The organism is Thermococcus kodakarensis KOD1 (genome assembly GCF_000009965.1).
GTDB lineage: Archaea > Methanobacteriota_B > Thermococci > Thermococcales > Thermococcaceae > Thermococcus > Thermococcus kodakarensis.
Genome location: NC_006624.1, coordinates 1,932,640 through 1,951,089, shown reverse-complemented (window position 1 = coordinate 1,951,089; position 18,450 = coordinate 1,932,640). Strand labels below are relative to the sequence as shown.

15 protein-coding genes and 1 tRNA gene are annotated in these 18,450 nt (G+C 51.3%); 8 read left to right on the top strand and 8 right to left on the bottom strand.

Annotation, left to right across the window (positions count from 1 at the left end; genetic code table 11):
* The first annotated feature begins 5 nt into the window (after window positions 1-5).
* Window positions 6-1,937 (top strand): S16 family serine protease, encoded by a 1,932-nt coding sequence (locus TK_RS10895; RefSeq protein WP_011251118.1) that lies wholly within the window; start codon window positions 6-8, stop codon window positions 1,935-1,937.
* Here TK_RS10895 and TK_RS10890 read toward each other — a convergent pair.
* The 3 genes from TK_RS10890 to TK_RS12055 all read right to left on the bottom strand — a co-directional run bounded on the left by TK_RS10890 (window position 1,891) and on the right by TK_RS12055 (window position 5,403).
* Window positions 1,891-3,198: a phosphoadenosine phosphosulfate reductase family protein gene (locus tag TK_RS10890; protein ID WP_011251117.1), complete on the bottom strand. Its 1,308-nt coding sequence runs from the start codon at window positions 3,196-3,198 to the stop codon at window positions 1,891-1,893. The two genes, TK_RS10895 and TK_RS10890, sit on opposite strands and share 47 nt — an antisense overlap.
* Before the next feature lie 80 nt (window positions 3,199-3,278).
* Window positions 3,279-4,397 carry a M20 family metallopeptidase gene (locus TK_RS10885; protein ID WP_011251116.1) on the bottom strand — a complete coding sequence of 373 codons (1,119 nt, stop codon included), beginning with the start codon at window positions 4,395-4,397 and terminating at the stop codon, window positions 3,279-3,281.
* A gap of 866 nt (window positions 4,398-5,263) precedes the next feature.
* A tRNA-Trp gene (locus tag TK_RS12055) sits at window positions 5,264-5,403 on the bottom strand.
* 92 nt (window positions 5,404-5,495) lie between these two features.
* Between TK_RS12055 and TK_RS10880 the strand changes: the two genes are divergently transcribed.
* From TK_RS10880 to gor, 3 genes are all read left to right on the top strand, one after another.
* The gene (locus TK_RS10880; protein ID WP_011251115.1) at window positions 5,496-5,732 is read left to right on the top strand and encodes a hypothetical protein; all 237 of its coding nucleotides are present in this window, start codon (window positions 5,496-5,498) and stop codon (window positions 5,730-5,732) included.
* A 136-nt stretch (window positions 5,733-5,868) separates the two neighbouring features.
* Window positions 5,869-6,996: a fructose-1,6-bisphosphate aldolase/phosphatase gene (gene fbp, locus TK_RS10875; RefSeq protein WP_011251114.1), complete on the top strand. Its 1,128-nt coding sequence runs from the start codon at window positions 5,869-5,871 to the stop codon at window positions 6,994-6,996.
* Window positions 6,997-7,148: 152 nt separating this feature from the next.
* Window positions 7,149-9,107, top strand: coding sequence for a glyceraldehyde-3-phosphate:ferredoxin oxidoreductase (gor, locus tag TK_RS10870; protein WP_011251113.1), 1,959 nt, complete (start codon window positions 7,149-7,151; stop codon window positions 9,105-9,107).
* A gap of 110 nt (window positions 9,108-9,217) precedes the next feature.
* On the opposite strand, the gene TK_RS10865 is transcribed toward gor, so the two are convergent.
* Genes TK_RS10865 through TK_RS10855 form a run of 3 tightly spaced genes read right to left on the bottom strand, consistent with a single transcriptional unit; the run spans window position 9,218 to window position 12,098 of the window.
* A complete protein-coding gene (locus TK_RS10865) occupies window positions 9,218-9,865 on the bottom strand; it encodes a hypothetical protein (RefSeq protein ID WP_011251112.1) in 648 nt (215 codons plus the stop codon).
* Complete coding sequence (locus tag TK_RS10860; protein ID WP_011251111.1) at window positions 9,862-10,770, bottom strand: ABC transporter ATP-binding protein; 909 nt, start codon at window positions 10,768-10,770, stop codon at window positions 9,862-9,864. Before TK_RS10860 ends, TK_RS10865 begins: the two co-directional genes overlap by 4 nt.
* The gene (locus TK_RS10855) at window positions 10,767-12,098 is read right to left on the bottom strand and encodes a radical SAM protein (protein WP_011251110.1); all 1,332 of its coding nucleotides are present in this window, start codon (window positions 12,096-12,098) and stop codon (window positions 10,767-10,769) included. The genes TK_RS10860 and TK_RS10855 overlap by 4 nt, the downstream gene beginning before the upstream one ends.
* Window positions 12,099-12,498: 400 nt before the next feature.
* On the opposite strand from TK_RS10855, the gene TK_RS10850 reads away from it, so the two are divergent.
* From TK_RS10850 to arcS, 4 genes are all read left to right on the top strand, one after another.
* On the top strand, window positions 12,499-13,761 hold the full coding sequence (locus tag TK_RS10850; protein ID WP_011251109.1) for a phytoene desaturase family protein: 1,263 nt from the start codon (window positions 12,499-12,501) through the stop codon (window positions 13,759-13,761).
* 129 nt (window positions 13,762-13,890) lie between these two features.
* Entirely contained in the window at window positions 13,891-14,838 is a 948-nt protein-coding gene (arcC, locus tag TK_RS10845) for a carbamate kinase (RefSeq protein WP_011251108.1), read from the top strand.
* Between the two features lie 237 nt (window positions 14,839-15,075).
* Window positions 15,076-15,981, top strand: a complete 906-nt coding sequence (locus tag TK_RS10840) for a coiled-coil protein (protein WP_011251107.1) — start codon at window positions 15,076-15,078, stop codon at window positions 15,979-15,981.
* A 9-nt stretch (window positions 15,982-15,990) separates the two neighbouring features.
* Window positions 15,991-17,697, top strand: coding sequence for an archaeosine synthase subunit alpha (arcS, locus tag TK_RS10835; RefSeq protein ID WP_011251106.1), 1,707 nt, complete (start codon window positions 15,991-15,993; stop codon window positions 17,695-17,697).
* On the opposite strand, the gene TK_RS10830 is transcribed toward arcS, so the two are convergent.
* Together TK_RS10830 and TK_RS10825 are read right to left on the bottom strand one after the other, a co-directional pair.
* Window positions 17,675-18,157, bottom strand: coding sequence for a DUF3368 domain-containing protein (locus TK_RS10830; protein ID WP_011251105.1), 483 nt, complete (start codon window positions 18,155-18,157; stop codon window positions 17,675-17,677). The genes arcS and TK_RS10830 overlap by 23 nt on opposite strands.
* Window positions 18,148-18,420, bottom strand: a complete 273-nt coding sequence (locus TK_RS10825) for a UPF0175 family protein (RefSeq protein WP_011251104.1) — start codon at window positions 18,418-18,420, stop codon at window positions 18,148-18,150. Before TK_RS10825 ends, TK_RS10830 begins: the two co-directional genes overlap by 10 nt.
* Window positions 18,421-18,450: the final 30 nt, after the last annotated feature.

Below are 18,450 nucleotides of genomic sequence, written 5' to 3'. Positions count from 1 at the left end.
TGATTATGAAACGAGCGTTATCAATCCTGCTGGCAGTGTTCCTCATAGCGTCGTTCTTAACCCCAGTGAAGGCGCAGTGTCCCTCAGAGGGAACCACAGTTGTCCTGAAGGCGCCGGCAGTCTCAAAAACCCCGGATGGACGGCTCGTCGGTGTCGCAACGGACTTCGTGATAACCGTCGCTCCTGGTAGCGGGCACGTTTACGTCGAGACCTGGCCTCTCTCAGAGGTTGACATGCAGGCAAGCGCGAGGCTGGCGGCCCAAATAGCTGGAAAGGTGACTGGCAAGGACATGAGCAAGTACGACGTCTTCATACAGGTCAAAACGGACACTCCGATCATAGGCGGGCCATCGGCAGGAGGAACAATGACAGTGGGTATAATCGCAGCTCTCATGGGGTGGGAGGTAAACCCCAAGGTGATGATGACTGGAATGATAAACCCTGACGGAACGATAGGCCCCGTCGGTGGAATCCTTGAAAAGGCTTCAGCGGCCGCTTCGGTCGGGGCAAAGCTTTTCCTCATCCCCAAAGGCCAGAGGATTCAGGTCATCCAAGAGACCCAGCAGAAAACCATAGGTGGAATAGTTCAGGTTGTACAGACGAAGAGCGAAAAGGTTGATGTAGTCGAATACGCAAAGGAGCGCTGGGGCCTCGAGGTTAAGGAAGTAAGCGACATATACGAGGCCGTCTATTACTTCACCGGCCACGCGCTCCCGAAGCCGAAGGCACCAGCCAACGTCTTCATAGACACCTCCTTCCTCAAGGACGATGCCGTTAAGGACTATCAGAACACCACCGCTTACTACGAGAGCGTCAGGGAGAAGCTCAAAAAGAGCAACGTTGACTACACGGCATATACAGTCCTCAAAGAGGCCCTGGACCAGGCTAAGGTCATACTCGACGGCGCTAAAGAAGCCTTGGACTCTGGAATGTATTACACGGCCCTCAGCAAGAACTTTCAGGCGAGAATAGTCCTGAGGCACGTCGACTGGTACATCAGCGTTGAGAGCCCGGAGGACGTTGCGAACCTCCTGACTAGTGTGAACTCTTACATAAACCAGACCGAAAGCCTCGTCTCGTCCAAGGAAATAAGGGGAATGACGATGCTCCAGGCGGTTGCCGCCGCAGAGGAGAGGGTAGAGGACGCCAAGGCAAGCCTACAAGAGGGGTGGAAGTACTACTACAGCGCCGACTACTGGAATGCCATTGACAGAGCCGCCTATGCCTACGAGAGAGCGCAGACTGCGCGCTTCTGGGCAGGACTGGGCGAGAGGTTTGCAACGGGTGATGTTATAGATAGGGAAGAGCTCAAAGACACTGCAAGAAACTACATAGACGAGTCGAACCTCATAGTGACCTACATTGAGTCCATGTATGGGAACGTCATAGGAACTGATCTAATGGACACGATTCAAAAGGCGGAGCAGTACTACGGGGACGGAAAGTACTCAGCGGCAATCTTCACCGCCATGGAAGCGAGGGTTCGCGGGGAGGTGTTCCTAGACACCCTCGGCATAGACAACGAGACCATTCTGAGGGAGAAGCTACAAGAGATGAAAGAGGCCGCGAAGACCGCCATAGGGGTAGCGCAGATGAACGGACTACATCCGCTCCTCTCCATAGCCTACTACGAGTTCGCAGAGAGCTACGAGAAGGGCAACACAACCGATGACCTAGTCAACGCTATGATATTCTATCAGTACGCAAGGGAAAGCGCGGGCGTGTTCCTGATAAAGGTGAACGAGAGCACACCAAACGTTCCAAGCAACGAAACTGCCATACCAGCTTTGCCAACCAATACAAACACAAACGGGGAAACCACTTCCACGCCGAGCGCAACCTCAACAAGTACCACAAGCTCAGGGATACAATCGGTCTGCGGTCCAGCTTTCATTCTCGCCCTCGCACTTCTCCCGCTCCTGAGGAGGCGTGGGTGAGCGGGAGGTCTTTCACACCTTTTCTTTTCAAAAGCTCGACTTCCCATTCTGCAAGGCTCGGGCAGACGGTACATCCGAGCCTGTAGAAGCCCTCGTAGTAGAGCGGATGGAGATCAAAGCCCCTCATGAGGATGAACAGCTGAACCATCATTCCGCTCCAGAACTTTATGGGCATAACCTCAAGGATTTGGCCAAAGTCAGTTTTTCTCTCGACTACAGGTGGCTTTAGGCGCCTCCTGGCACTCTCTCCATCGCGGTCACCGACGACTAAAAGTGGGTTCTCAAACTCGCTGACGGCATTGTACAATGCCTCGACCTTCATCTTGGTGCACCAGCGGTTTCTATGGGTTGGCATGCCGAACTTCTCTATGGGCATCGGGACGTCCACCCTGATGAGGTTGACGCCCAGCTTTCCTGCGAGCTTCTCGATGTATTCCTCCGTCTCTGGCATCTCGTACTCCATCCTGACGTAGACAGCATTAACTTCACCAAACGCTTCCTTTGCCAGTATAAGGGCCGCCGTGGAGTCCTTTCCACCGCTCCAGGGGACAACTATATCGTACCCTTTGAATCTCCTCAGAAACTCTTTGCTCGCGTTTGCAAAGGCCTCGATGTAGTCTCTGTTGGCGGCCATCAGGTCCTCAAGCGAAACGTCCTCCGTGCAGGGACACCTCCAGAGAACCTCGGTCGGAAAGCCGAGCTTTTTGCTAACCTCTGCAACTTTATTCGGACCCGAGAAGTAAACCTCCTGGTTCATCAGCTTCCTGAGAACGAGAGAGTTCTCGCCGAGATCAACGTCAAGGAGGGACTTCATGGCCTTTCTAAAACCGTCGCCAACGGCCAGATAGATGTCGTAGTCGGGGTGTACTTCCACCCCGAATGGATTTTCAGGATTGAGGGAGTAAGCGTTCTTCCACTCGATTCCGAGCCTGAAGCGGGCCTTTATCTCCTCAAGGTTGGCGTACAGCTCATCAACGCGCATGTTGCGGACCTTCTTGGTTCTCAAAAGCCTTGCGTAGAACGGCTTTTCGCTCTCCTTCACAACCTCAAGGATGTCCTCCATGAGGGCCTTCTCTTTCTCACCGAATAGGAATATAGGGATATAGGGTTCTCCAAGAACCTCGTTAAGACCATCCTCTATTTCCTCAAAGCTCCTCCCACCGCCGAGGCTTTTAACTTCGAGAAAGCCGCCATAGTTACGCTCGTTTATGTACTGGAGAGCCTTCGCGTCCTTTCTAGCTCTTGCGACTATTGTGAACATGGTCGAGTTTAAAAGGGGAGAACTTAAAAGGCTTTGGCCGATGAGGAGAACTCCCTGCCCCGACCGGTGAGGAGACCGGCTTATCTGAGGCCAGCCAAAGCCCTTAGGAAGCGCAGATAGATTCCCTTGACCCTCCTGACGGAAGAGACACTGACCCACTCGTCGGCGGAGTGCCAGTTACCGCCTATTGGGCCGAAGACGAGCGTCGGTTTGCTCAGGTAAGTTCCGAAGTAGTTGAAGTCCCCAACGCTTGCCCCGTAGGTAATCTCGACGCTTTTTCTTTCAACTTCCCTGTACGCTTCCTTAAACCGCCTGACGAACCTGTTGTTCTCCTTCACAACGTAGGGGAGCATCTCAGGAGTTGGGCGCCTGTATTTTTCTATCTCAAGCTCGGCCCTTACACCAACTCTTTCTGCGAGCCTGTAGAGTTCTCCTCTAACCTTCTCCCAGTCCTCACCAACGACCACGTGCCTGTCAATTATCGCAATTGCCTCGTCTGGCACGCTCAATCCATCGGCCGAGCCAGAGAAGTAGAGGGTGCAGTACGAGCCTTTTCCGAGCTTCGGGTGTTTCTTCATCCGTATCCTGTTGAGGTTGGAGACGAGCTTGGCAAGCTCTTCAATGGCATTGATACCGAGGTAAGGTCTCGCCGCGTGGGCCTTCTTTCCCTTTGCCCCTACCTCAATCACGAACCTGCCCCTGGCACCGAGCATGAGTTTCTCGTTCGTTGGTTCCCCAACGAGAACGAGGTCGGCTTTGTCGAGCCTGCCGCTCTTTATAAGCTCCCAACTCCCCCTCGAAAAGCCCTCCTCATCACTGACAGCGGTGAAGATGACGTTGGGCCTCTCATTTTTTGGAAGCTCCGAAAGCTCAAGGAAGGCACTTAGGAGCGCTGCCAGCCCACCTTTCATGTCGGCACTCCCGAGTCCGTAGAACCTATCCCCATCAAGCTCGCCCCATGGGTTCTTTGTCCATCCCTGAGATAGGTGCACCGTGTCCATGTGCCCGTTTAAAACAACTGTCGGGCCTTTACCTTTGAGGTAAGCGACCACATCATCGCCAAAGCCTTCAACGGGAACTGTCTCCACAGGTATGCCGTTCTCTTCGAGGAGTGAAGCTATGAACTCCGAAATCTCGTGCTCCTCTCCAAAGGGGGACTTTATTGAGACGAGACGTTTTAATAGTTCAAACTCATCCATACGATCACCAAGAAGAATTTGAGTTAAGGCTTAAGTACTTTTCAGGGAGCTTTTAGGAAAAGCTTGACCAAAGAAACTTTGCAAGGCAAAGTTTCATCAAAGTTTGTGGTTCTTGTTTGTAAACGGTTTTGAAAGGGATTTTTCATTAAGGGCTCTTGTTTAAGTGTGAATTCAATTTTAGTGAGAGCTTTCGGAGTGAGTTTACTTTTAATCGACGCCCGTAGGGCGTCAAAGAGAGAAACTCCTTCTTGATAAGCTGAAACTTAGGGGAATTCACTAATGCTAACTTGTGTATCTTGAAAATCCTCGTAGAAAGGCAATTTCAGAAGGAACCACAAACCCTGATCAAACTTCGCGATGGAAGCTTTTAGGAAAAGCTTCACCAAAAGTTTGAATGTCTTCTTGATGTTGGCCTGATGCGGTTAGATTCTCTTGATAGACGGGCAGAGAAGTGTGGTTTTCCTTTCTTTTTAACGCCCGAAGGGCGTTATACTGTGAGCAAACCCCTTGAAAACTGCTAATTGATGAGAAGAATCACTAAAAACAGGACGCTTAAAAGGACATTCCACCTTTGATGAAACTTTTCGCCAGCAAGCTTTTAGAAAAAGCTTGACCAAAAAGTGCCCTTTCTTCCTGAACTTGCCCGTTGATGAGCGTATGCTCGCTCAGAAAGCAAGTTCGCGCGGGTTTAACTCTAAAATCTCCCGTTAATGTGATTTCGAACTTTCTTTTTAGCGCTCTTTGAGCGCTATACTGCGAGGAAATCCTGTAAATCTAGCAACTAGATAAGCAAACCCGCTCAAAAGCCAGCTCATTAAAAACGCATACTACTCTTCCGCCAGCGCTTTCGCAAGAAAGGGCTGATGTGGTGGGGGCGCGGGGATTTGAACCCCGGTCCGCGGGTTTCTCCGGGTCAGAGCTCCAAAGGCTCATCCCCAATCAGTAAACCCGCAAGTCCTCATACCTCTGGAGCCCGCGATGATGGACCAGGCTACACCACGCCCCCGTCCGGGAGTAGCTTATCCGCTTGGGGTTTATAAATTTTGTCCCGACAGTTTTATTAACTTTGGATTACAAAAATATAGTGAGGTGGTACCCATGGAGGAGCCAGTAGTTATCGGCCACGACAAGTTCAAGATTGGGGAGGACGAAACCGCAAAGAGGGAGCTGAGAGTCGTTAAAGTTCACGACGACGTTATCCAGATTCAGGAAGAAGTTCACGGCATAATTGCCCTAGTCGGGGCCAGCTCAAGCGTCAACATCAAGAAGGATGAGCTCAAACAGCTGATAAAGATCGCAAAGGAAAAGTTCGGCTGGAGCGACCTCTGCGAGTGAATTTCTCCTTTTATAGACATTTTGATGTACAACATTCCGCTTCTATCACCTTCGAATTTAGAGTTTTCTGAGTATCATCGACAGTGATATTAACGTTTTATAAGCATAAAAGAGGTTAAAAATACCGGTGGTTGCCATGGCCGTTGGAGATAAGATCACCATCAGCGTTATCAAAGCGGATATAGGCGGCTGGCCTGGACACTCAAGGGTTCACCCGCAGCTCGTTGAGACAGCCGAGGATGTTCTTTCAAAAGCAGTCGAAGATGGCACTATAATAGACTTTTACGTTGCAACCTGCGGCGATGATTTACAGCTCATCATGACCCACAAGAGGGGCGTTGACAGTCCAGACATACATGGCCTTGCATGGAAGGCCTTCGAAGAGGCCACCAAGGTCGCAAAGGAACTCGGTCTCTACGGAGCTGGCCAGGACCTCCTCAAGGATGCCTTCAGCGGCAACGTCCGCGGAATGGGACCAGGAGTTGCCGAGATGGAAATAACCCTCAGGAAGAGCGAGCCTGTAGTTACATTCCACATGGACAAGACAGAGCCCGGAGCCTTCAACCTCCCGATATTCAGGATGTTCGCAGACCCGTTCAACACCGCGGGCCTCATCATCGACCCGAAGATGCACATGGGCTTCCGCTTTGAGGTCTGGGACATCCTCGAGCACAAGAGGGTCATTCTTAACACTCCAGAAGAGCTCTACGACCTTCTGGCCCTCATAGGTGCAAAGAGCCGCTACGTCATCAAGAGGGTCTATCCGAAGCCTGGGCACCCAATCCCTGAGAACGAGCCGGTCGCTGTTGTCAGCACCGAGAAGCTATACGAAGTAGCCGGAGAGTACGTCGGAAAGGACGACCCAGTTGCCATCGTCAGAGCCCAGAGCGGTCTACCCGCCCTCGGTGAGGTCCTCGAGCCCTTCGCCTTCCCGCACCTCGTCAGCGGCTGGATGAGGGGTTCCCACAACGGCCCACTAATGCCGGTCCCGATGCACCAGGCCAACCCGACCAGGTTCGACGGCCCGCCGAGGGTTGTCGCTCTCGGCTGGCAGATAAGCCCAGAAGGAAAGCTAGTCGGCCCAGTTGACCTCTTTGACGACCCTGCCTTCGACTATGCCCGCCAGAAGGCCCTTGAGATAACCGAATACATGCGCAGGCACGGACCCTTCGAACCGCACAGGCTCCCGCTAGAGGAGATGGAGTACACTACCCTTCCGGGAGTTCTCAAGAGGCTCACCGACAGGTTCGAGCCTATCGAGTGATTTCCAGCCCTTTTCTGTTCATTTTACCCCTGTACCGTTTTATCCACCAAGGTTTTTATATTTCAACACCCTATAGTCTAAGCTGGAGCGGAAACCTTAAATATTCTTCAAGTTGATTTCAACACTCGGAGTGATACAAAGGTGGTGGGAGCATGAAGTTCACGGTGCTTCACCTGAAGCTTGACGAGAGGAAAGTTGAGAGCGAGGAGTTCGAAAAAGAGGGAGTTTACGGCATCATAGACTACGGCCTCGAACTCCATGAGAGGCTTGGAACTCACTCAATTGAACCGTATGATCCGAAGAACGTTGTCGTAATGGGGATGGGGCCGTTCTCGGGTTCAATACTGCCCGGTGCCCACAGGCTTATGTTCTTCTTCCGCTCGCCGCTCTACGGGACGCTCTTCCCGTCGGCGATGGGCGGTGCCGCCTACGCCTTCAAGAACGTCGGCGTTGACTTCGTCACATTTGAAGGGAAGGCTGAGAAGCCGGTTGTTGTCATCCTCTACAACGACGGCTCGAACATCAACGTCGAGCTCCACGAGATAGAGCTCGAAAAGCTGATCGAGATCTGGAAGGACTATAAGGGCGAGGAGGGCGTCTACGCGCTCACCCAGTACCTCATAGACACCTTCGGCGAGAGGTTCGACTTCGAGTACCGCATCGCCGTCGTGGGTCCTGCAGCCCTCAACTCCAACTACGGTGCCATCTTCTCCCAGACCCTAAGGAAGGGCAAGCGCGTTGAGGGAAGCGAGGACTGGGCGGCAAGGGGTGGCTCTGGAAGCGTCCTCCTCAGGGCCCACAACGTAGTCGGTATAATCTTCGGTGGAAAGCCGAGGAAGAGGGAATTCCCGGGCGAGGATATCTCGTCATTCAGAACCGCCAAAGAGATCGTTGAAGGCGTCCACAAGAAGCCCTACAACGACGTCATAGCTGAGAAGACCGTCAAGTACAAGTACAACCCCAAGCTCAAGACAGGAGGAACTTTCGGTGGGAACTACCCGGCGGAGGGCGACTTCGTCCCGATTCTCAACTGGCAGATGCCCTACATCCCGAAAGAAGAGAGGATCAAGATCCACGAGGCAATAATGAAGTACTACTGGGAGCCCTTCAACAAGGAGGCGATAGAGACCAAGAACTGGACGAACTGCGGTGAGCCGTGCCCGGTCGTGTGCAAGAAGTACGCCAACGGTCACCACATCGAGTACGAGCCGAGGGAGGCCAACGGCCCGCTCAGCGGCGTTATAACCCTCCGCGCCAGTGACATAAGCGTTCCGGCCGTTGATGCGATGGGCTTCGACGCCATAGAGTTCGGCGGAACAGCTGCGTGGGTTCTCGAGCTCGTCCACCGCGGAATACTCAAGCCTGAGGAAGTCGGCCTCAGCGATGTCCCAGACTTCACGAAAGAGGCCCTCCTTGAGAGGCCCGTCGAGGCCAGCGAGAAGAACGCCAAGCTCGTCGCTGAACTGGCCCACCGCGTCGCCTTCGCCGAGAACGAGATAGCCAAGATACTCGGCCTCGGGAAGAGAAAAGCAAGCGTAATCCTCGACGAGAAGTTCAAGGACAGGCTAAAGTATGGCGAGAGCTTCAAGGACTACGCTGTGTTTACCCCCCTCGGCGAGGACGGCGAGATGACGCCGACGATGTACTGGGCCATCGGAAACTACATCCCGCTCCCGATTCAGGGGAGGTACTGGACGTTCTACCAGTTCGGAGTCTTCCTAGAGCCCGAGGAGCTTGCCCAGAAGATTATCGCCAGCGCCCTATGGGAGTTCTGGTACGACAACGTCGGCTGGTGCCGCTTCCACCGCGGCTGGATGAAGCCAGTACTTAAGGCTCTCTTCATGGAGGCCTACGGTGAGAACGTTGACATGGAGGAGCATGCTAAGAAACAGATAAAGCGCCTTATAGAGTTCGCGAGGGAGGCTGGCTATACTCCAGTGTTCTGGGACAGCATGCGCGTCATCGACCTCGTTGCCAGGGGAAGTGAAGAGTTCGGCAACGAAAAGTGGGCCGAGAAGTTCAAGATCGACAAGGTCGGAACGGCCAGGGAGTACCTTGAGAAGGTGCTCGATACGTACAGCGAGATGCTTGGGGTCGAGTGGAGGCTTTAACCGCCGTTTTATTTCCTTTCTCCCCATTAATGAAAAGAGAAATTAAAATGGTTTCTCAAGCATATAGCCGGAACGCAGACTTCTGAGTGCAAAGAGCAGGAAAACTCCTGTTAGAGCCATCGAAACAGGCAGGGGGTAGGGCTCACGCTCTGCAGTCCAATGGTCGAGCGGATACATGATAACAGGAAAGTAATGGGGTTCAGGTAGAGCACAGGGGAGCTGGAGCGGTAGTAGGCAGGGGAGAACACCACGAGGAGCCAGGGCAGTATTCCCGTGACGGCCATCGCCTTGTAGGGGTTTCCAATCTTCGCACCTATGGAAACCGCAAGCGCCCCCAGCTCAAGGAAAGTTAATGAAAGTGCCAGAATCAGAAGGGGGATGTTTATTCTGCTAGTTCCCTGATAGTAAACGATAACCGCGAGACCCAGGAGCACCTGGGGGAGGACCAGCAGGGAGTAAGTGAGGAACTGGGCGAGGACTACCGCTGATATTCTTGGGGGTAGTGTTGAGTAAAGCTCAAGAACACTGGGTTCGAAGACATTGCTGACCCTGTTCGTTAGCGTTCCGAGGAAAGAACTAACCAGAGAAACAACGATAAAGCCGCTCACCAGGTAAGAGATGTCCTCCGGAGTTCTCGAGCTGGAGTTCATGAGCATCATAAAGAGCAAGGCGAAGGGCATGAGCAGGAGGTTGACAAAGAGGAACGTCCTGTAGAGCCGCATTCCCTTAAGCTCCATCCCAATTAGAGGACGAATCATTCGCCATCCCTCCCGATGAGGTTTATCACGAGGTTCTCAAATGAGGGGGACTCAATCTCGAGGTAGGACACCCCCGCACTTTTGAGGATTGCATCCACAGTCCGCAATGCATCCTCAAGCGTGTCGAAGGCCAGCTCGTAGAGGTCTCCGCGTTTTTTGTGCTCCTTGGGGAGGATGCTCTGGGGTATCTCCCTCCCGGGGATTAAACGAACCTCGGTGGGCATCTTAACCATCGAGACTATGTCCGCGGGAGTGCCGGAGGTCACTATCTTTCCATAAACGAGGAGGTACACCCTGTCGCAGAGCGCCTTTACTTCGTTCATGTCGTGGCTGGCGAGGAGAATTCCTTCCCGGTTTGAATTCCTTATTACATCCCACAGCCGGTGCTTTGTAACGATGTCCACCATGCTCGTGGGCTCGTCCAGCACGAGGACCGGAAGCTCCTGAATGATGGCCATCGCCAGCAGCAGGGACTTTTTCATACCCCCCGAGAGCTGATACCCGAAGAACTTTGCCGCCCCACTGAGACCGAGGAGCTCTAGAACACCCGATATTCTCTTCCCCATCTCGGCTGGTGAAATGCTTTCGCCCCGCATCCTGAGGACGTACTCCAGAACCTCCTCAACCCTCAAAGAGGGAAAGCTGAGGGGATACTGAGGCACGTAGGCAAGGGTTCTTTTTACAATATCTGGGTTATTCACGATGTCCCTTCCCATCACCCTGATTGAGCCTTCCGTTGGCTTCAAAAGCCCCAGAAGCTGTCGTATGAGCGTGGTTTTTCCAGCACCGTTGGGACCGATGATCCCAACAATTTCATTCTTCCTGACGCGGATTGAGATTCCATCGTTGGCCTTTGTGCCGTCGGGATACACCTTGGTGAGGTTGTCAATTTCTATCACGTTCATCCTTCGCCCTCCAGAAGTTTTTTATATCTTGACTTAACATAAAGTGCTAAAAATTCGCTGTAATTCTGTAGGTGCTCTATATTACAGGAAATTTTGGACTTTGATGAACTGGCCATCCATCTGCATCCTCCGTAGCATACTGGGCCAAATTTACAATTGAGAGCACATGGTGGCTCGAAGTTTATTAAAGAATACCATCTAGAACTTGTGATGACAAGATTGCCTTCTTCGTCAATGTATCCATCCGGATTTGAATATAGAAAGCCTGGGCATTTATAAACATTTAGTTGTTCATCCACTGCAAAACTAAAGGCATGGTTTGCCATACATGGGCCAAGTATTAGGGGGTTTCCTATGGAATACCCCAAATCCACAGCGTAGGAATAAATCTCAATTAGTAGTTTTGAAATATGTTGGGTTAATTTATAGCTCTCACCTACATGTATCGACGTTTGAGTTGGGAATATGTATTCAAAACCAACTCCTTTTAGTAACTTGTGAAGCCCGTATTCTTCTTTCAAATAGTGTAATAAGGACTTGACACTGGCGATATTATCATCATTTATATTTGATCTTAATATAATTCTTTTCCGATATTGGTCAATATTATCGATAATATTTTTTAGAATGATATCAAAGGTTCCACTTCCATCAGAGTATGGCCTCATTTTATCATGCGTCTCTTTCATTCCATCCAAAGTAATTTGAACCGAGCTAATGTAGGGTGCCAGCTCCTGGGCTCTTTGTTTGGAAAATAACGTCCCATTAGTTATTATGGACATAGAGGTTTTAATGCCGATTTCTTTTAAAGAATCTAAATCTCTTACTGCCACTTTTAGAGTATTATAATTCAACATTGGTTCTCCTCCGAAGAACACAACATTGACATTTCTCAGAATGTTTATCCTCTTGTTTATTAGTCTCATTATTCTATTCCAGCTATCAGTTGTTAAATCCTGATTACTGTCTAAAGCTTTTCTTAAGTCTTGGTAACAATAAGGACAGGAGAGATTACATCTTGAAGTTAAGTTCACAAACATTCCCATGTGTGTTGGAGTATATTTTAGAACATTCACATGAGTCCTCATTAGCTCCTTTTCATCTAATTGGGAAGGTATCAAAAATCCCAAAGTGGTTAGTTCTTTAATTAGGCTATCATTAAGAGTTCCATTGTCAATATCAGCGTTGGCATTGCTGATACTATTTTTAAGCCTGTTCCAAGCATCTTCTGAAATAGCAACTAATGAGCGTGAAAGGGTATTAAATAGTATTATACGTCCCTGATATGGAACAGCGAGAGTATATCTCGAGAGTTTAACATTTTTCATATTTCTCCACCCCCATTTTCAGTAGTTTAGTAGTTCAAAATTTAAAAATAAAAAGATAAAACCCCATCAGTTCGGGTTATCCTTCACAGGGTTACAGAAGCTCCCGCAGATGAAAAAGTTTGGCTCGTTGAAGCCGAATGCTCCCCTCTCTAGCACAATCAATTCCTCCACGTTATCACCTCCTTAAGTTTTTGCAATATATTTTGAACAACTTATATTTATAAATTTTTCTATTTGTTTTTGCTAACCATATTTTATTCTCTTTTTGAGGTATAAAATTATTAAAACTTAAGTTTTCTTCTTAGAACGGATCAAAAGAAGCATGAGTAAAGGAGTTGTACATCCATACAACGGCCAAACCCTTATATTTTTCCTCACCCTTGGCATTTCAGGTGGTAGAATGAGGGCAGTGGTTATTGGCTCTGGAATCGGCGGGCTTTTGACAGCTGGATTTCTAGCCAGGAAAGGCTACGATGTCACGGTTCTTGAAAAAGCTCCTTATATCGGCGGCCGCTTCACAAATCTGAATTACAAGGGCTTCGGCCTCTCAACGGGAGCCTTTCACATGCTCCCTCACGGCGAAGACGGCCCACTGGCACACCTCCTAAAACTCCTCGGTGCGAACGTCACCATAGTGAACTCCAACCCAAAGGGCATGATCTTCTACGAGGGCAAGACCTTCCACTACCGCGAGGGCTGGAAGTACCTCGGCTGGAAGGAGAAAGCCAGGGCGATGAAACTGATGGCGGACATAAAGAGAAACAAGCTCCCGACCGGAGAAGAGGCCGAGATGAGCGGGCGCGGGTGGATTAAGGAAAAGATAGGCGACAACGAGTTCACCGACCTCTTCATCAAGAGCTTCCTCGGCTGGGCCGACAGCGTGCTGGATGTACCTGCTGGAGAGCTGGCCAGGGAGATTAAAGCGGCCCTAAAGTGGGGCGGCCCTGGACTCGTCAGAGGCGGCTGTAAGGCCTTAACCGACGAGCTTGCGAGAATTGTGGTGGAAAACGGCGGAAAAATATTGACGGGGAAGAAGGCCGTTGAAGTCGATGCCGAGGCAAAGAAGGTGGTGACGGCCGACAACGAGGAGTTTCCTTACGATGTCCTTATCTCGAACATCGGCATCAAGGAGACCGTTGAGCTCCTCGGAAGGGAGAATTTCGATAGGGAATACCTCAGGCACGTTGAGTCTCTGAAGCCGAGCGAGGGGATAAAGTACAACGTCGCCCTGAAAGGAGAATCAAGGATCGGGAACACCGTCGTTTTCACTCTCGATACTGAGAGAATAAACGGCTATAATGAGCCAACAGCTCTAAGCCCGGAGCTCGCTCCAGAGGGATACACCCTCATAATGCTCCACCATGCCCTTCAGAGCAGGAACGTTAAGGAGGAGCAGAAGAAGGGCATAGACGACATTTACAGAATCTTCCCTAACCTCGATGAAGAGGGCGAGATCCTGCTCATCCAGACCTACCTCGACGGAAATCCTGTCAACAGGGTCGCCAGCGGGCAGGCCGTTGAGGACTTCCCGATTCAGGATATCTACATCGTCGGCGATGCCTACAAGCTACCCGGCGGGATAGAGGTCGAGGGTATAGCCCTCGGTGTCATGAAGACCCTTGAAAGGCTCGGACTTGGAAGCTTTTCCGAATGGTACCTCTGAGCGGCACTTTTCTTTACATTTGTAGAGTGGTTGGCATCTTTCCCGAACCTTATTCAAGTGAACATGAGTGAAGCCTAACGAACGTTTTTATGCCAGTGAGCGTAATTAGTCATCCCTGGAGGTGAGAGCATGAAGAGAGTTGTCATAGCCTTGGGCGGGAACGCCATACTCCAGCGAGGCCAGAAGGGGACTTACGAGGAGCAGATGGAGAACGTGAGGAGGACTGCCAAGCAGATCGCTGACATAATCCTTGACGGCGATTATGAAGTCGTTATCACCCACGGAAACGGTCCACAGGTTGGTGCGCTCCTTCTCCACATGGACGCTGGCCAGCAGGTCTACGGCATCCCAGCCCAGCCTATGGACGTCGCTGGAGCGATGACCCAGGGGCAGATAGGCTACATGATCGGCCAGGCGCTCATAAACGAGCTTAGGAAGAGAGGGGTCGAGAAGCCCGTCGCAACGATAGTAACCCAGACCATCGTTGACAAGAACGACCCAGCCTTCCAGAACCCGAGCAAGCCGGTCGGCCCGTTCTACGACGAGGAGACTGCCAAGAAGCTAGCAAAGGAAAAGGGCTGGACGGTTATAGAAGACGCCGGGAGGGGCTGGAGGAGGGTAGTTCCGAGTCCCGACCCGAAGGGGCACGTAGAGGCTCCGGTCATAGTTGACCTCGTCGAGAAGGGCTTCATCGTCATAGCGAGCGGCGGCGGTGGCGTCCCAGTGATTGAGGAGAATGGAGAGCTTAAGGGCGTTGAGGCGGTTATAGACAAAGATTTAGCCGGTGAAAAGCTGGCTGAAGAGGTTAAAGCGGATATCTTCATGATACTCACGGACGTGAACGGCGCGGCAATAAACTACGGAAAGCCCGATGAGAAGTGGCTCGGGAAGGTAACCGTGGACGAGCTGAAGCGCTATTACAAAGAGGGCCACTTCAAGAAGGGAAGCATGGGGCCGAAGGTTCTTGCCGCGATAAGGTTCGTTGAGTGGGGAGGCGAGAGGGCAGTAATAGCTTCCCTTGACAGGGCCGTCGAGGCGCTTGAGGGGAAGACGGGGACGCAGGTTGTACGGGAGTGAATTTGGAGCAAAGTTTTTTGTTTTACCATTATTCTGTCTCAATTTTGAATGTTTTTGAAGACTTTTGTAGAATTCGCTGTTACAGAGTTGGCTACATCAAACAAAAGGGAAACGAATCTATCGTGCTCAAGACAATACCGCCGAATCATCCAAAAAGTTTTTATTTACTCTCTCAATTTCCAGTCCAGATGTCCGAAGTGAACAGAGCTGTTCTAAAAAGGGAGAGGGGTAAGAGAGATGACAACGGTTAAAGTAGACCCAGAGGAAATTAAGAGGATCAAGAGGGAGATTGAGGCCCTGGAAAAGGAGAGAAACGAGATCAGGGCCAAACTGGATGAGCTCGAAAAGGAGCTCCAGGTCTGGATTCAAAAGAGGGATGAAAAGAACAAGGAAGTACAGCAGCTCCGCCAGAAGGGGCGCGAGTACAAGGCGAAGAGGGATGAAATAAACCAGAAGATACAGGAGCTTAAGAAGAACCGCGAGGAGATCAACGCCAAGCTTGACCTCCTCTACCAGGAAATACTCGAGTACAAGACCAAGAGAAACGAGTACAACCAGCTCAGGAGGCTCAAGATGTCCCCCGAGAGGATACAGGAGAGGATCGAGAAGCTTGAGTGGGAGCTCCAGACCAACCCGAACATAACTCCAGAGAGGGAGAAGCAGATCGTTGACCAAATACAGGTTCTCGCGACCGAGCTTGAGATCATCCAGCAGGCTGAGAGGTTCCACAAGAAGCTCGTTGAGACGAGGAAAAAGGTAGACCAGCTCAAGAAGGCCAGGAAAGCCATCAGCCTTGAGATACAGAAGCTCGCCAACCAGAGCCAGCAGTTCCACGAGCAGATGATTCAGGCCTTCAACAAGGCTGACGAGGTCAAGAAAGAGGCCGACGAGTACCACCAGAAGGTCGTCGAGCTCCGCGAGAAGGTCAGGGAAGCCAGGAAGCAGCTCAGGGAGATCGAGAGGAAGATCAGGGAGTACGACGAGAAGCACAAGGAGCTCATCGCCTACCGTCTTGTCGCCAAGATGCGCGCCAAGAAGGACGCCAACTTCGAGAAGGCAGTTGAAGCCCTCGAGAAGTTCAAGCGCGGCGAGAAGCTCACCCTCGACGAGCTCCTGCTCCTGCAGAGGTACAACCTCGTCTGAGGAATCGCTATGGAAGTCATCAAACACGAAGGACCCGGAAGGCTTGGGGTAGTCAGGCTAGGGGATTATTCCTTCAGAACTCCCGCGTTAGTCGGGATAGACTTTACCCTGTCTCCCTTCAACTCCTTCTTCCATCCCAAAGAGCCGGGCGAGTACGACTTCAACCTCGCTCCCTCGATACCTCTCGGGTTCTACACTCCCGATGAGGTAATCCAGAAGGCCATCGGGAGGCTGTGGAGTGTAAACTACGATGGCTTCAACGCCTTCTACCTTCCTGCCCTGAGAAGAACGGAGTACCTTGAGGAGTTCTTCAAGATTATAGATAGACACAATTTCGATGCCGTCTACCTCGGCAACTCGAAAATTCTAATCAAGGAGTACCGCTACTTCGTGAGGATTTTAAGGGAACTCCGCGAGAGGTTCCCGAACGTCATGATTATAGCCGACCTTGAGCCGTTCTTCTACCCGCTGGCGGTTTATCTTGGCATTGATGCCTTCGATACCCGCTCTCTCAAGCTCTACGACTTCGAGGGTAAGGGATTCACCCAGTTCTCTCCATTCCTTTGGAGCAACGAGCCCAACTCCCTCGACTTCGCCCGCGAAGTCATACTGCTCGTGAGGAAGGCCCTTGAAGAGGGCAAGCTGAGGTATCTAGTAGAAAACTTCTTTCCGACCCAGTACAACGCTGGAATTCTGAGAATAGCGGACCTTGAGCACCCAGATTATCTTGAGAAATACACTCCAATCCAGAAGGAGACGGTATATTTCATCAGCGATGCATCCATCAGAAGGCCCGAGGTCAAAAGGTGGCACGAGCGCGTGCTTGAGCGCTTCACACCGCCCAAGAACGTTGAACTCCTCCTGCTCTTCCCTTGCTCCGCGAAAAAACCCTACTCCTTCTCAAGGAGCCACACCCTTTACAGAAGGGCCGTGAAAGAGGCACTCGGTTCGGGAACCTCCAAGGTTCACGAGCTGATACTGACTTCACCCTTCGGCGTCGTCCCGAGGGAGTGGGAGTGGCTGGCCAAGTATGACATAGTAGTCACCGGCCACTGGAGCGAGGAGGAGATAAAGCCCGCCGCTGAACTCCTGGCCAAGACGCTCGAGAAGTACCCGGAGGACATCCCGATAGTAGCTCACCTCGATGAGGCCTACGTTGAGATAGCGAAGCTCGCTTCCGAGCTCTCCGGAAGGGAGATAATCTTCACGGACGTCAAAAACGGGACGACGAGTCACGAAAGCCTCCGCTCACTCACCGAGACCCTGAGGGAGTTCCAGATTGAGGGGACAAAGGAGGACAGGACTTATCGCTACTTCGAGAACATCAGGAAGGTCTTCGACTTCTACTTCGGCGTCGGTGCTGGAGAGGCCATTCTTCCTGAGAACGGACAGGTTAAGGGCTCAAAGATGCTACGCATCTTCGTTGAGGGCCAGCAGACCGGAACTTTCACCGACGGCGTGATAAGCGTAACTCCCTACGGAATGCAGAGGATATACGATGCACTCAAGTCATACTGGGTGAAGATAGACTTCGAGCTGAGAGGAGACGTCTTCGCTGTCGGCGTTGAAGAAGCTGACCCGAGGATAAGGCCCGATGACATAGTCGGCATAGTCAGGGATGAAAAGGTAGTCGGCGTAGGGAAGGCAGTCCTCAGCGGCGAGGAGATGGTCAGGGCGAAGAAGGGAGTGGCCGTTAAGGTGAGGAAGAGGGTATGACTTCTTCAAGTCTCTTTATTGGAGAATAAAAGCCCTTCTTGATCATTTCATTCAGGAGGCCGTTTGCGTCCTCCAGCTCAAGGACTCCTTTTCTAACGCCAAGTACGAGGACTCCAATGGTGCCAGAAACCTTAACACCTAGCAGTCTAGCTTTCTTCCTTGCGTCGTAGTCATCGCTGAGCATAATTCCACCCCTAAACTTTGCAACGGCTATGCAGGATGCCTCTCCTTTTCCGAGACTTTGATTGAGCAAGGTGTAGAGCTCTCTTTCCTCCTCGGTAAGCTCGATGACGTTTAGTGGAATTTCGAGGTTTGGGTACTTCCCTCGCTTTATTCCAACCTCAAATTCTTCCATCACTTGAACCGTTGTGGTGCCTTTATCGCCTAAGATAACCTCCAGAAGGTCGAGATGTCCTGTTTTGGCAAAGTTCGAAATAACTGTGGTGTCCACTACAAACACTCTATCGCCTCCACCTCGGAAGCAACGTCGTCTCTGTCCGGCGTTCTTATGGGGATCCCCCTGCGCTTGAACTCTTCAATAACTTCCTCCCTGGTAACTCCAAGGACTTCTGCAGCTTTTCCAAGGCTTATGAGTCCATCAATGTATGCAGAAATCACGATCTCCATGAAGAGCTCCCTGTCTTGTTTTATCAGGGATACGGCCCTCTTAGGCATAAGCTGGGCAACCTTCTCAAACTCCTTCAGTATCCAGACTTCTTCCATAATCTCCCCCGCATATTTTTAGAGTGCACA

What these genes read in the sequence shown, in the direction of transcription:
- TK_RS10895 (WP_011251118.1), top strand. Translation starts at nt 6, where the DNA reads ATGAAACGAGCGTTATCAATCCTGCTGGCAGTGTTCCTCATAGCGTCG.
- TK_RS10890 (WP_011251117.1), bottom strand. Translation starts at nt 3,198, where the DNA reads ATGTTCACAATAGTCGCAAGAGCTAGAAAGGACGCGAAGGCTCTCCAG.
- TK_RS10850 (WP_011251109.1), top strand. Translation starts at nt 12,499, where the DNA reads ATGAGGGCAGTGGTTATTGGCTCTGGAATCGGCGGGCTTTTGACAGCT.
- fbp (WP_011251114.1), top strand. Translation starts at nt 5,869, where the DNA reads ATGGCCGTTGGAGATAAGATCACCATCAGCGTTATCAAAGCGGATATA.
- TK_RS10840 (WP_011251107.1), top strand. Translation starts at nt 15,076, where the DNA reads ATGACAACGGTTAAAGTAGACCCAGAGGAAATTAAGAGGATCAAGAGG.
- arcC (WP_011251108.1), top strand. Translation starts at nt 13,891, where the DNA reads ATGAAGAGAGTTGTCATAGCCTTGGGCGGGAACGCCATACTCCAGCGA.
- TK_RS10855 (WP_011251110.1), bottom strand. Translation starts at nt 12,098, where the DNA reads ATGAAAAATGTTAAACTCTCGAGATATACTCTCGCTGTTCCATATCAG.
- TK_RS10865 (WP_011251112.1), bottom strand. Translation starts at nt 9,865, where the DNA reads ATGATTCGTCCTCTAATTGGGATGGAGCTTAAGGGAATGCGGCTCTAC.
- TK_RS10885 (WP_011251116.1), bottom strand. Translation starts at nt 4,397, where the DNA reads ATGGATGAGTTTGAACTATTAAAACGTCTCGTCTCAATAAAGTCCCCC.
- TK_RS10880 (WP_011251115.1), top strand. Translation starts at nt 5,496, where the DNA reads ATGGAGGAGCCAGTAGTTATCGGCCACGACAAGTTCAAGATTGGGGAG.
- TK_RS10825 (WP_011251104.1), bottom strand. Translation starts at nt 18,420, where the DNA reads ATGGAAGAAGTCTGGATACTGAAGGAGTTTGAGAAGGTTGCCCAGCTT.
- arcS (WP_011251106.1), top strand. Translation starts at nt 15,991, where the DNA reads ATGGAAGTCATCAAACACGAAGGACCCGGAAGGCTTGGGGTAGTCAGG.
- TK_RS10860 (WP_011251111.1), bottom strand. Translation starts at nt 10,770, where the DNA reads ATGAACGTGATAGAAATTGACAACCTCACCAAGGTGTATCCCGACGGC.
- gor (WP_011251113.1), top strand. Translation starts at nt 7,149, where the DNA reads ATGAAGTTCACGGTGCTTCACCTGAAGCTTGACGAGAGGAAAGTTGAG.